We start from the raw sequence: 13,256 nt of genomic DNA, 5'->3' as shown, positions 1-13,256 counted from the left end.
CCCTTATCTCAGTTTTAATGTAACAATGCAAACCACTACCAATAAAATCTGTACGATCCAGAAACGGGTAACAATTTTTGCTTCGTGGTATCCCTTTTTCTGGAAATGATGGTGCAGGGGACTCATTAAGAACACCCGGCGGCCCTCACCATATTTTCTCTTCGTGTATTTAAAATATCCCACCTGAATCATCACGCTCAGGTTCTCGACAAAAAATATTCCGCAGAATATCGGAATCAGGAGTTCCTTATGTACAATTACCGCAATGGCAGCGATCAGTCCGCCCAGGGTCAGGCTACCGGTATCCCCCATAAAGACCTGTGCCGGATAGGCATTGTACCAGAGAAAGCCCACACAGGCACCGATCATGGCCGCCAGGAATATGGAAAGCTCACCCAGGTTGGGGATGTACATGATATTGAGGTAGTCGGCAAAAACGAAGTTGCCACTGGCATAGGCAAATATCCCCAGCATGACACCGATCAGTGCCGAAGTACCCGAAGCCAGCCCGTCCAGCCCGTCGGTAATATTGGATCCGTTGGAAACCGCTATAATAATAAAGGTCACAATCAGGATATAGAGCACCCAGGTATATTGCTTCAATGGTCCGGGCAATAGTACAGAATAATTAAACTCATGATTCTTCACAAAGGGAATGGTAGTAATGGGTTCCTTGGATTCTACAAAATATTTCTCCTCCCCGTTGACGACCTTGGTAATCACACCTTCATTAGCCGGGTTGCCGGTATATTCCCGCAGGATTTTTACATCGCTGTTGAAATACAGCACCGATCCAACCAGAATTCCGATACCCACCTGCCCGATGATCTTAAACCAGCCGGCCAGTCCGTCCTTGTCTCCTTTCTTATAATTAATGCCCTGCTGCTGCGCCAGCTTCTTGGCCCGCAATTTCAGATAATCATCCACGAACCCGATGGCTCCTAACCATAAGGTCGCTACCAGCATGATGATCACGTATACCGTATTAAGCCGGGCAAACAAGAGCGTAGGAACAAGAATGCCGAGGATGATGATGATCCCCCCCATGGTGGGCGTTCCTTTCTTGGCCTGCTCTCCTGCCAGACCCAGGTCCCGGACCGATTCCCCGACCAGTTTACTGCGCAGTATAAGGATCAGCTTTTTACCGTATATCAGTGTAATGGTCAATGCCAGCAGCACAGCCATCATGATGCGGAATGTCTGAAACTCCATCAGCTGGCGGCCTGGAAAATAAATGCCCTGTTCTTTAAACCATTCGAATAAGTGATATAACATATACGCTTTGTCCCGTCCTGTTTCCGATCAGGTCTACGGGTATTTTTGGGTTACTTGTTTAATAATTCAAAAATTTCAGTGACCACTTCGCGGTCATCAAAATGATTCTTAACGCCCCTGACTTCCTGATAATCCTCATGTCCTTTACCGGCCACCAGTACAATGTCCTCGCTTCCCGCCAGGGTGATGGCCGTCTTGATCGCTTCATGCCGATCGGTGATGGACAGGCATTTTCTTTTGGCAGCAGCCGGTACGCCGGCTTCCATATCCCGGATAATCGCTCCCGGATCTTCGAACCGCGGATTGTCACTCGTAAAAATCACCTTGTCACTGTAATTACAGGCGACTTCCGCCATCACCGGTCTTTTGGTCTTATCCCGGTTGCCACCGCATCCCACGACCGTAATCAGCTGTTCCGTTCCTTTTCTGAGCTTTTTTATCGTTGCCAGCACATTCAGCAGGGCATCCGGGGTATGGGCATAGTCCACAATGGCAATGACCCCGCCCGTAGCTGAATTAATCTGCTCAAACCTTCCGGCAGCACCCGGGAGCCGGCTCAATGTCTGCAGCAGTTCCTGTTTATCCGCTCCCAGACAGACAGCCGTGGCATAAACTGCCAGCAGGTTATAGGCATTGAACTCACCGATCAGCCTGAAATACACTTCCTGTTCATCGATCGACATCTGCAAACCCGTAAGGCTGTTGTCCAGTACCTTAGCTTTAAAATCACTGACGGTCTGCAGGCTGTAAGTCTTCACCGTCGCTGCCGTTTGCTGTACCATGATCCGGCCACGTTTGTCATCCAGGTTGGTGATGGCATAAGCGGAAGCAGGCAGCTGATCAAAGAGCATTTTCTTGACCCGGATATACGCATTAAAATCCTTATGGTAATCCAGGTGGTCATGGGTAATATTCGTAAATATGGCTGCCGCAAAATCCAGCCCTTCGATCCGATGCTGGTCAATGGCATGGGAACTCACTTCCATAAATACATGTGAACAGCCGGCCGCTACCATGGCACCCAGGAGTTCATTCAGACGGACGGCATCCGGTGTGGTATGGGTGGCCGGCAGGATCCTGTCACCGATTTGATTCTGTACGGTGCTGATCAGTCCGCACTGATACCCCAGGGCCGTATAGAGCTGAAATAAAAGCGTGGCTACGGTCGTCTTTCCGTTGGTGCCGGTGACACCTACCAGCTTTAGTTTCCCGGAAGGATCGCCGTAAAAATGATGCGCCATTACGCCCGCTGTCGCCGCGCTGTTCTTAACCTGTACATAGGTCAGTCCGGATTGTAGGACTTCCGGCAGCGTTTCGCATACAACCGCTTTGGCGCCTGCAGTAACCGCCTGGTCAATGAACTGATGGCCATCAGACTGCTGTCCTTTGACCGCTACGAATACCGTTCCCGGTTCCAGCTTCCTGGAATCTATACTGATCCCCGTAATCTCGATGGCCGTATCACCATGAACGGACAGAAGCGGGGTTTTATATAGCATATCCTGAAGAAGCACGTTTTTCTATTAGAGTCTTTTATTTGATTTAAAAATTCCGATGATTCCTGTCAACTCAACCCAGCGCCAGGGTTACTGATTGTCCCTCCTTAAAGGGGGCACCCGGCCGTATGGACTGGTCTGATACTTTTCCACTACCCCTGACCCGCACTTTCAGTCCCATTTCCTCCAGCAGGCGTATCGCATCCCGAAGGCCCATTCCACTGACATTGGGCATCAGATGATCCCGGACCACATTGGTCCGGACCACCCGGCGGTAATTATTGGCATACATACTGGCCCAGTCCTGCTTCCTGGCCGAGTCCACATAAGGCATGTCCAGGTACTGTAGTACCCTTTTGATACCGTTGGCATTACCTGCATAGAAATAATGACTGCTGTCTGCCGAACCGCCATATTCTTTCGGTGTTTTGCGATCGACATACATCGAATAAATTTTCGTGGCAATCTCCCGGAATACAGGTGCGGCCAGCTGTCCGCCGTAGTACATACCGGCGCCGGCACGGGTGCGGATGGTTACGATACAGGAGTACTGGGGGTTATCCGCAGGAAAATAGCCCACAAAAGAAGCCTGATAAACGCCATGGCCGTACTTGGTATTACCATCGGCCACATGAGCGGTACCGGTTTTTCCGGCAAGCAGGAAGGGCATGTCCTTAAATACATTCTTACCAGAGCCTTCGGTGACAACCATTTCCAGTGCTTTCTGCGCCGAAGCCAGGGTGGCCGGTTTACAAATATGCTCTTCCAGTGCCTGGGGCTGCATGGCCTGAACCAGCACCCCTTTATCTCTGACGCCGCTGACCAGATAGGGCTTCATCATCCGACCATCATTGGCGATGGCGTTATACAGCGTCAGCAATTGCATGGGACTGACCTGAATGGCATAACCGAAGGCCATTGTCACCAGGTTCATCTGACCGCCATGATCCAGTTTCAGCGGCGCTACCGCAGGCTTGGGTACGGATGTCAGGTCGATCGGAGACCGGGTGGTCAGGTGGTATTTCTCCAGGTATTCTTTATACTCGGGTGGATTCTTACCAAATGCTTTTAAAGCCACTTTACCCATGCCTACATTGGAACTATGAGCCACACATTCTTCAATCGTCATGACCGGTTTGGGCATCCGGTGGGCATCGGTAATCGGCCGGGGGCCCACCTGCATCCTGCCGGTGCTGCCGACTTCAAAAAGATCACCGGGCTTTACATTGCCTTTATCCAGGGCCGCCAACAGGCTGACGATTTTAATCGTGGAACCGGGCTCGGTTACCCGCAGGGCATAGTTATCATTCTCCCAGTAAGTTGTGTCTTTGGGGTTACGGCCCAGATTGGCAATGGCTTTGATTTTCCCGGTTTTGGTTTCCATCAGGATCGCAGTTCCATATTCGGCTTTGGAAGACTGCATCATCCGCAACAGGGCCGTTTCTGATATATCCTGCATGTTTACATCCAGGGTGGTATAGATGTCCCTGCCGTCTTCGGGTTCAACCTGGAATCCTTCAACGGGAACGGCGCCACCGGACACATACCGAACCAGACGCTGGCCCCGCTGACCGTCCAGCAGGCTGTCGTAGCTCATTTCCAGCCCTACATTCATTTTCTTAACCTTGCCTTCACTGTTGATATATTCCCGGCTCAGACCAATGGTCCGGTTGGCCAGCAATCCGAAAGGCGCCACGCGTTTGCTGGATTGTTCAACGATAATGCCGCTTTTGTTCTTACCCAGCCTTACCAGGGGGAATTCCCGAAGAGCTTTATAATCGTCAAAAGAGATTTTCTTTTTCAGCGAATAATAACGGCTGCCCTTTTTATAGGCCTCATCAAATTCCTTACGATATTCACGAGCCGTTTTGTCTTCAAAATACTCGGCCATCCGATGGGCAAAAGAATCGATATACTCATGATAAATTTTTCCGCCTTTATCCCGCAGGCCATCGGCTTTAAAATCCATGTAAATATCAAACTGCGGTATGGAAGTACTGAGCATCTGACCGTCTTCGCTGAAAATGGTACCCCGGTCGGCATTGATCTCTACGATTTTCTGGTGCATGCTGTCTCCCATGCTCCGCCAATGCTCTCCCTGGACGCGTTGGATGACGACTGCTTTTGCCAAAATACATACCGACAGTACCACGACTCCGATAAAACAGAGGTACACCCGCCATAATATGTCTTTTTTTATCTCCATAACCGGAATTTCCGCGCCCTTTCAGGCTGTCTCCGAAATTTTAAATTCTATTAAATGTCCGCCGTTCCTGCCCGCCTGTACTTATTCCGCACTGACGATATACTGTTCCAGCGAATCTTTGAGTACATAAGGTGTCTCCGACAGTTCACTCAGTCCCAGCGGACGCAGGGCACTGGACAACTGGCTGGGTTTACTGCGAAACATCACTTCACTTTTCAGGCTCTTATATTCCCATTGCAATTCTTTTACTTCCTTGGCGGTCTCATTGATCCGGCGAACGGTCTTATCAGCCATATGACCGTTATAGATATATATTACTGCCAGAAAAGCCAGGAAAAACAGGAAGGGTACCTGCCTGACAATGGACTGGTAGTTCAGTATGCGTTTCCAGCTTAGCCGCGCTGATTTTTCCTGTTTGGATGACATATTCTTTATCGGTTTTATATTCGGTTGTCCGGGACGCACTCAGGTCCGTTCCGCAATTCTTAATTTGGCACTTCTGGATCTGGGATTGGCCCGCAGTTCCTGTTCCGTCGCCGTTACCGGCTTTTTTGTGATGATCTTAAAAATCTTTTCCGGTGTCCTGCTCTCAAAAGGATGCGATTCCTCCGGCTCCAGGCCGCCGTTTCTGAAAAAGTTTTTTACAATCCGGTCTTCAATCGAATGAAAACTGATGATGGCGATCCGTCCCCCCGGTTTCAGTACGGTTACGGACTGTTGCAGCATCTCCTCCAGGGCTTCCATTTCCTGATTGACCGCTATGCGCAGGGCCTGGAATACCTGAGCGAAATATTTATTCGGATTACCTTTTACTACCGGATAAACAGCCTGTTTAAAGCCATCGATTGTTTGTAAGGCCACGCGGTCGCGTAAGGTAACAATCGTTTTTGCCAGGGTCTTTGCATTCGTCACTTCACCGTACTTTTCAAAGAGTTTGTGCAACTGCTGTTCAGTATATTCCTGCAGGATATCGGCAGCCCTGAATGATTGTCTGCGGTCCATGCGCATATCCAGCGGTGCATTAAACCGGGTACTGAACCCCCTTTCACCCTGATCAAACTGATGACTGCTAACGCCCAGATCTGCCATAAGTCCATCTACCTGAGTAATACCGTGCAGGCGGAGGAACCGGGCCAGATGCCTGAAATTCTGGGGAATAAACACCAGGCGTGAATCTGAAGGCAAATTGGCGGCAGCATCCGCATCCTGATCGAAAGCAAACAAACGGCCGTTTTTGCCCAATTGCTGCAGGATGCCGGCGCTATGCCCGCCACCACCGAAAGTGCAGTCCACATACACACCCTCCGGCTGAATGGCCAGCCCCCCGATTACTTCCTGAAGCAGGACCGGAATATGGTAAGCTTCCGTTGGCTCCTGAAGCTGATCTGCTGGTAAGGAGTCCTGTTCTTGCATCGCTCCTTTTTTCTTTTTCATACCAGATCAACTTTTAATCTTAAATAAACTTTTTAGCTGCTGGTTCCCATCACCAGATTGGCCAGGTCGCTGAACGACTCAGGTGAGAACGCATCAAAGAACTCTTTATATTTCGCACTATCCCAGATTTCCATTTTGTTGCCCGCCGGTACGAGTACGATATTTTTTTCCAGCCCGGCATATTCCCGTAGTCCCTGTGGCAGGAGAAGCCTGCCGGCAGTATCGGGCTCCACCAGTGTTGCACCATTCAGAAAATACCTTTTAAACTGCCGGACTTTGGGATCAAAATCATTCAAGGCATTGATTTTCTCGGCCAGGGGTGACCAGGAACTCACCGGGTACAGACTCAGGCATTTTTCAAATCCGCGGTTGATTACAAACTGCACCGTATCCTGCTCGGCAAGCTGTTTTTTAAAGCCTGCCGGTAAAAGGAATCGGCCCTTGGTGTCAACCGTGGCCTCAAATTCTCCGAGGAAACCGGTCATAAATCTGATGATTAAAAATGCTCGATACTAAATATGACACAAAATAACACTTTTTCCCACTTATTAACCAAATTTAACCAGCTTTGATTTATCCACAAATTGAAAATCGATGAAAGGCGCCAGCAGCGGGCATTTGAGGCGTTTTTTAGCATTTTTTTGGCAGAACCACTGTGAATAGCATGTGGATTACAGTGGAAAACACCTGCAAATAAAGCGAAATAGCTGCATTTACTGCTTTTTTTGATGAAATACCTGCTAAAAATGGAAAAAAAAGAAGGAAATCCAAAACCTTGGATAACTTGCGCCGGTGCAACGGAAGGGCTTCCCGGCATTTCGGTTTGAATTTCCGGAGTCTGCCTGTTTCAAATGCTGAGTATGGATCCCAGAAAAATTGATATTAAGGACTTTAGTTACGCGCTTCCGGCGGAGCGGATCGCATTTCGGCCGCTGGAACAAAGAGATGCTTCCCGCCTGCTGATCTACCGACAGGGCCGGATCAGTGAAGAAAGCTATCGCCATCTGGACCGGCAAATACCGCCGGGCGCCCTGATGATTTTCAACAATACCAAAGTGGTGGAAGCCCGGTTGCTGTTCCGAAAACCCACCGGTGGACAGATAGAAGTTTTCTGCCTGGAACCCGATGCCTCCTACCCCGACCTGACTACCGCCATGGCAACGCAACAACAGGTCGACTGGGTCTGCCTGGTGGGCGGTGCCGCCAAATGGGATAAAACAAGGCCCCTGTACCTGGAATTTACCATCGACGGTAAAAACTGGCAGCTTGAGGCCCGTTATCTGGAAAAAAAAGGCGACAGCTATCGCATCCGGCTGAACTGGGAAGCGCCTGTCAGCTTTGCCGAACTGCTGCATCATGCGGGCCATGTACCCCTGCCCCCCTATATCAAAAGGCCGGATGAACAAATGGATCAAACCCGTTATCAGACCGTCTTTGCCCTTCATGATGGTTCGGTAGCCGCCCCTACCGCCGGGCTGCATTTTACGGAACGGGTGCTGGATCAGCTCCGCCAGCGGGGGGTGCTACAGGATTTTGTCACCTTACATGTGGGAGCCGGCACTTTTAAACCGGTAAAAGCCGCCACCATGCAGGACCATGAAATGCATGCAGAATTTATTGAGGTGGACCAGTCCCTGATTGAAAAGCTGCTGGACCGGGGTAAAGATCCGGTTATCGCTGTGGGCACCACTTCCATGCGCACCCTGGAAAGCCTGTACTGGCTGGGGGTGGCCCTACTGGAAGACCCGCAGGTTTTTGACGGGCAAATGCCCTTTGTGAACCAGTGGGCGCCTTACGGCAACCACGCTACAATGACAACCGCGGTCGCCCTGGAAGCATTACGGGCATGGATGCACCGTACCGGTAAAGAAAAACTGCTGGCCAGCACCCGTATTATCATTGCACCTGGTTACCGGTTTAAAATCGTCAACGGGCTGTTGACGAATTTCCACCAGCCGGCTTCTACCCTGCTCCTGCTGGTGGCGGCCTTTATCGGGGCTGATTGGAAATCCGTCTATGATCATGCCCTGCAACAGGAATTCCGGTTCCTGAGCTACGGTGACGGCTGTCTGCTCTGGCCACCGGAGGATGCCGATAGCCCGCCATCAGGAGATCATCAGACAATCGGCTCCCGGCCACTCTGACGGTAGTCTTCAATCCGGGCCAGAAAAACTTCAGCCATGGCATTGCCCCGCCACCGGGCCTCTTCCGCTTTCTTACCGGAAAAATACCGGTCAATGGACTGGTTCCAGAGCCCCAGCCATGCATCAAAATGCGCCCGGCTGACCGGTAAACGGGCATGGGGTTTGAAGGGATGGCCGCTGTAGGACTGCTCCCCCAAAAGGACGGTTCCCCAAAACCGATACATTTTTTCCAGGTGCAGGGGCCAACGGTCCTCAATGACTTGATTAAATATGGGACCGATCAGGGGCTCTTCACGGACTTTTTCGTAAAAACTATCGACCAGCAGCCGGATATCCGCCGCTGTTTCTATATCCCGTTTTACTGTACGCATTTTCGTTTTTTTAAGTCGCTGTTGACAAAGTTACGGCGGGCCCATGCGCTACTGCCTTCAGCGACATTCCCTGTTTCAATAACCCGTCAGTAACCAAATTGTTATCCCGGCTGCCGGTTAAATACCGGGGTCATTAGCTATTACCGGTCTCCGGGCGCGGATTCGGGATAAAAAAAGACATAAATATCCTTTAATTTTGTCCATGAAACAGAAAATTTAATGGCGACCTCCCTACAGATAAAACGGATCTATGCGCCGGCAGCCGCTACAGATGGGTACCGGATCCTGGTGGACCGGCTCTGGCCCAGGGGAATTTCAAAGGACCATGCCGCTGTCGACCTCTGGCTCAAAGAAATCGCCCCCTCCACCGCCCTGAGAAAATGGTTTGGCCACGACCCGGAAAAATGGCGGGAATTTCAGCAAAAATACCTGGCCGAACTGAAAAACAATCCGGCGGCTGCCACCCTGTTGGAAGCCGTTAAGGTCCACCGACACTGTAGTCTGCTCTATGGCGCCAAAGACGAAGCACATAACCAGGCGGTGGTGCTGCGCGGATGGTTAGATAAGGCCCTGAAATAATTAATTCATACAGAATCTGAAGAAGCTGCACATGATAAGTCCCGATACGATAGAAGCAATGGCCACGCTGGCGGTTCACGGCGTAGCCGAGAAAGGTGGCGAACACGCCCACCTGGCACCCATTTATGCGACCTCCACCTTTACTTTTGACAATGCCCGTCAGGGTATGGACCGGTTCGCCGGGCGGGAGCCCGGTTTTATTTATTCCCGATTCGCCAACCCCACTACGGCTGCAGCCGCCGACCTGATTGCCCGTCTGGAAGCACATGGGATCTTTCAATCCGATGGCAGGCCGCTCGAAGCCAGCGGACTGCTGACCGCCAGCGGTCAGGCCGCATTATCAACGCTGGTGATGAGTCTGGTACAATCCGGTGACACCATTATTACCAATCAGGCGCTGTATGGGGGCACTTATGAATTTTTCAGCACCCTGCTGGCTGGTCTTGGCATCCATACCTGCTTTATCAATATGAGCGATACGGACGCGGTTCGACAAACGCTGAAAGCCCATCCGAATACCCGGCTCATCCACCTGGAAACACCTGCCAATCCGGTAATGCAATGTACCGATCTGGCCGCCATTTGCAGCATTGCCCGGGAACATGGGGTCCTGGTCAGCGTAGACAATACTTTTGCTACCCCTTATCTGCAGCAGCCTTTCCGTTACGGCGCAGACTATATTTTTCATTCGACCACCAAATTCTTAAACGGCCACGGCACAGCCATCGGTGGTGTGGTTCTGGGCAGGGACACCGCTTTTATGACGGGCAGGATGACCAAAATTTATAAACTACTGGGGGGTAATGCCAATCCTTTTGACGCCTTTTTGCTGATGCAGGGCATCAAGACCCTGGCCCTCCGCATGGACCGCCATTGCAGCAATGCCCTGCAGGTCGCCCGATACCTGAACGATCACCCTTCGGTAAATCAGGTCAACTACAATGGCCTGGAAAGCCATCCGGATTACCCGCTGACCCAAAGGCAGATGCGGCATGCCGGTGCGGTACTAAGCTTCGAACTCAAAGCCAACCTGGAACAGGCGATCCGGTTCATCGACCGGTTGAAAATATGTGTCAGGGCGGTATCTCTGGGCACCACAGATACCCTGATTTCCCATCCGGCATCGATGTCCCACAGCGGTATGACCCCCGAGGAGCGACAGGCAGCGGGCATTTCTGAAGGCCTGTTTCGCATGAGTGTCGGACTGGAAGATCCCAATGACCTGCTGCGGGATCTGGACCAGGCGCTGGCGGGTGCCTGAGGCTGACAAAAAGGCCCCGCAATGGCGGGGCGCTTCCAAATTCTTGTACCTGACGGTTTAGTTCACGTGGGTTTCAATTTTCTTTACGAAATTACCCTTGGGCTGTGCGCCGACCAGTTTGTCGACCACCTGACCGTTCTTGATAAACAGGATCGCCGGAATGGAGGTAATGCCGTAATTGGTGGATACCTGCGGATTGACATCCACATTGACTTTTCCAATATTGACCTTGCCTTCATATTCCTTTGAAAGTTCCTCGATTACCGGTCCGATAGCCCGGCAGGGACCGCACCATTCTGCCCAGAAATCCACTACAGTCAGTTTATCGGAATCCAGTACTTCCGTCTGGAAATTCGCATCATTAAATTCTTTTGCCATTATCAGATCTTTTAAAATTTACAATTCGGGAATTAAACGCAAATTTAAGTCCACCCAACCAATAACAGCCATTCAGACATTTTGTTGTGAAGAAAATGTCAATACCGGCAGCCGTTCCTGACAAAGTACCACTAACAGGTGTTTTACAGTCGCGTTTCTGCTTCCGGAGGCAGGTCGGTCACTACGGCCTCCTGCCGGTGCCGGTATTTAAAGCAGACCGCAAATAAGACAGCAATCACCAGGGCATATATGCTGAAAATATACCAGACCTCCGACCAGTGGGTCCCGCCGTTGACGGTATAATGCTCTACGAGCCAGCCGCTGCCAAAACTACCGATCATGGCGCCAATCCCGTTGGTCATCATCATAAACAGCCCCTGGGCACTGCCCCGGATGGTGGCAGGCGTTTCCTTTTCAATAAACAGGGATCCTGAAATATTAAAAAAGTCGAAAGCCATCCCATACACAATCATCGAAAGGATCAGAAAGATCAGTCCGCTGCCCGGATCGCCGATGCCGAATAGAAAAAAGCGCAGGAACCAGGCCAGCATGCTCATCAGCATAACAATCTTAATTCCATAGCGCCGCAGGAAGAACGGAATGGTGACAATAAAAACCGTTTCTGAAATCTGGGATATCGATACCAGAATATTGGGATAACGAACGCCGATGGTATCAGCAAAAACCGGATTGTTCTTAAAATGGTCGATAAAAGGCACCCCCCACTGATTGGTAATCTGCAGGGCCGCACCCAAAAACATCGAAAACACAAAAAAAATGGCCATCTTGGGTGTCTTGAACAACCGAAACGCATCCAGACCAAAGGCCGCGGCCAGGCTGCCCGTACGGGACCTGGCAGGAGGACAGGCCGGCAGGGTAAAACAATAGAGTCCGGTCAGCAGTGAACTGGCAGCAGCAAATAACAGTTGCTCCCGGGTCAGGGTAAAATGAAAGAGATCGGTCAGCCACATGGCGACGATAAAGCCAATGGTTCCCCATACCCGGATGGGCGGAAAATCTTTCTGGGGATCAAATCCCTGCTGCTTCAGTACACTGTAGGATACGGTATTATTGAGTGAGATCGTCGGCATATAAGCCGCACAGACACCCAGCATAGCCCAAAACATTCCGGAAGCGGAACTCACCGTGGCGGCGTAGTAAAGTGCCAGGGCACCTGCCAGATGGGCCAGCCCCAGTAGCCGCTCGGCGCGGATCCACCGGTCAGAGACAATACCCAGCAGCGGTGGCATAAAAATCGATGCAATTCCCAGGGTCAGAAATATCGTCCCCACTTCGCTGCCCTGAAAACCCAGGGTGACAAACATATAGCCGCCGATAGAAGTCAGGTAGGCGCCCCAGATGAAAAACTGCAGAAAATTAATTACAGTCAGTCTGAATTTTATCGACATAGGATATTGCTGAATTTAGGGTGAGCCAAACAAAACGCATTTGATTTCCGGATGCAGGAAGCCTGCTTTCCTGGCTGGCCCCACCGCCCGACGAATCTAAAGAAATTTCCTGAACTGCCCGCTTTCCGCTACCGAAATCCTAATTTCACCGGTATGATCAATTATGATGGCAAAACCTTCCGGCCGCAGTCCAATTCCGAGAATGGTGCTACAACCGCCGACACCCTGTTTTACTACCGGCAAAGTGACGAACTGCTGACCGCCACTTACAGTGGCGGTGGCATCCGCGCCGGGCAACTGATCGGACTGGTTGACGATCAGGGTTGCATCGATATGCGTTATCATCAGGTAACCGATGCGGGTCAGTTGCAAACCGGTATCTGTCATTCCGTTCCCGAGATCCTGGAAGATGGCAGGATCCGGCTGCTGGAGGACTGGCAATGGACTTCCGGAGACCAATCCCGGGGCCATTCTGTTCTCGAAGAGTGCGTATAGACCGGTTCGGTGACGAAGGTGGTATCCATTGTGGGAAAATTTTAAATGCGTATAAACCGTGCACGGTTTTATCTTTGTGGCAAGAAGGCGGGTCTTTTCCGAGCTCAGGATCCGTCTGTGGACAGGGAAGAAGCGCAACTTACAGACTTCAATTATCCCTCTCCCCAGGGGCCGGTGCGATATCCGGCAGTCCTAATTTTACGGAGCT

At 50.9% G+C, this 13,256-nt stretch carries 13 protein-coding genes; 4 read left to right on the top strand and 9 right to left on the bottom strand.

Translation table 11 applies throughout. From position 1 onward, the window contains the following. Positions 1 to 3: 3 nt before the first annotated feature. The 6 genes from mraY to mraZ all read right to left on the bottom strand — a co-directional run bounded on the left by mraY (position 4) and on the right by mraZ (position 6,896). Positions 4 to 1,275 carry a phospho-N-acetylmuramoyl-pentapeptide-transferase gene (gene mraY, locus ACYVI9_RS03815; RefSeq protein WP_460760912.1) on the bottom strand — a complete coding sequence of 424 codons (1,272 nt, stop codon included), beginning with the start codon at positions 1,273 to 1,275 and terminating at the stop codon, positions 4 to 6. A 50-nt stretch (positions 1,276 to 1,325) separates the two neighbouring features. Further along, positions 1,326 to 2,774 (bottom strand): UDP-N-acetylmuramoyl-L-alanyl-D-glutamate--2,6-diaminopimelate ligase, encoded by a 1,449-nt coding sequence (locus ACYVI9_RS03810; RefSeq protein WP_460760909.1) that lies wholly within the window; start codon positions 2,772 to 2,774, stop codon positions 1,326 to 1,328. Positions 2,775 to 2,844: 70 nt separating this feature from the next. Further along, positions 2,845 to 4,977, bottom strand: coding sequence for a penicillin-binding protein (locus tag ACYVI9_RS03805; RefSeq protein WP_460760906.1), 2,133 nt, complete (start codon positions 4,975 to 4,977; stop codon positions 2,845 to 2,847). Between the two features lie 81 nt (positions 4,978 to 5,058). Beyond that, positions 5,059 to 5,403, bottom strand: a complete 345-nt coding sequence (locus ACYVI9_RS03800; protein ID WP_460760903.1) for an FtsL-like putative cell division protein — start codon at positions 5,401 to 5,403, stop codon at positions 5,059 to 5,061. Positions 5,404 to 5,442: 39 nt separating this feature from the next. Beyond that, entirely contained in the window at positions 5,443 to 6,411 is a 969-nt protein-coding gene (gene rsmH / locus ACYVI9_RS03795; RefSeq protein ID WP_460760901.1) for a 16S rRNA (cytosine(1402)-N(4))-methyltransferase RsmH, read from the bottom strand. A gap of 32 nt (positions 6,412 to 6,443) precedes the next feature. Next, a complete protein-coding gene (gene mraZ, locus ACYVI9_RS03790) occupies positions 6,444 to 6,896 on the bottom strand; it encodes a division/cell wall cluster transcriptional repressor MraZ (RefSeq protein WP_460760898.1) in 453 nt (150 codons plus the stop codon). A gap of 375 nt (positions 6,897 to 7,271) precedes the next feature. Between mraZ and ACYVI9_RS03785 the strand changes: the two genes are divergently transcribed. After that, positions 7,272 to 8,555 carry an S-adenosylmethionine:tRNA ribosyltransferase-isomerase gene (locus ACYVI9_RS03785; protein WP_460760896.1) on the top strand — a complete coding sequence of 428 codons (1,284 nt, stop codon included), beginning with the start codon at positions 7,272 to 7,274 and terminating at the stop codon, positions 8,553 to 8,555. Here the strand turns inward: ACYVI9_RS03785 and ACYVI9_RS03780 are convergent. Continuing rightward, positions 8,528 to 8,926 (bottom strand): group III truncated hemoglobin, encoded by a 399-nt coding sequence (locus ACYVI9_RS03780; protein ID WP_460760893.1) that lies wholly within the window; start codon positions 8,924 to 8,926, stop codon positions 8,528 to 8,530. The genes ACYVI9_RS03785 and ACYVI9_RS03780 overlap by 28 nt on opposite strands. Positions 8,927 to 9,145: 219 nt before the next feature. On the opposite strand from ACYVI9_RS03780, the gene ACYVI9_RS03775 reads away from it, so the two are divergent. Both ACYVI9_RS03775 and ACYVI9_RS03770 read left to right on the top strand, forming a co-directional pair. After that, a complete protein-coding gene (locus tag ACYVI9_RS03775) occupies positions 9,146 to 9,505 on the top strand; it encodes a DUF488 domain-containing protein (RefSeq protein ID WP_460760890.1) in 360 nt (119 codons plus the stop codon). Between the two features lie 31 nt (positions 9,506 to 9,536). Continuing rightward, on the top strand, positions 9,537 to 10,766 hold the full coding sequence (locus tag ACYVI9_RS03770) for a trans-sulfuration enzyme family protein (protein ID WP_460760887.1): 1,230 nt from the start codon (positions 9,537 to 9,539) through the stop codon (positions 10,764 to 10,766). A 57-nt stretch (positions 10,767 to 10,823) separates the two neighbouring features. Here ACYVI9_RS03770 and trxA read toward each other — a convergent pair whose 3' ends face one another. Together trxA and ACYVI9_RS03760 are read right to left on the bottom strand one after the other, a co-directional pair. After that, a complete protein-coding gene (gene trxA / locus ACYVI9_RS03765; RefSeq protein WP_460760885.1) occupies positions 10,824 to 11,144 on the bottom strand; it encodes a thioredoxin in 321 nt (106 codons plus the stop codon). 143 nt (positions 11,145 to 11,287) lie between these two features. Continuing rightward, positions 11,288 to 12,553 (bottom strand): nucleoside permease, encoded by a 1,266-nt coding sequence (locus ACYVI9_RS03760; protein ID WP_460760882.1) that lies wholly within the window; start codon positions 12,551 to 12,553, stop codon positions 11,288 to 11,290. Between the two features lie 51 nt (positions 12,554 to 12,604). On the opposite strand from ACYVI9_RS03760, the gene ACYVI9_RS03755 reads away from it, so the two are divergent. Continuing rightward, positions 12,605 to 13,048 carry a hypothetical protein gene (locus ACYVI9_RS03755; protein WP_460760879.1) on the top strand — a complete coding sequence of 148 codons (444 nt, stop codon included), beginning with the start codon at positions 12,605 to 12,607 and terminating at the stop codon, positions 13,046 to 13,048. The last annotated feature ends 208 nt before the right edge of the window (positions 13,049 to 13,256 follow it).

It is taken from the genome of Niabella terrae, assembly GCF_054783135.1.
Note: the sequence above shows the minus strand (reverse complement) of the source record. Positions and strands in the feature narration are given on the sequence as shown.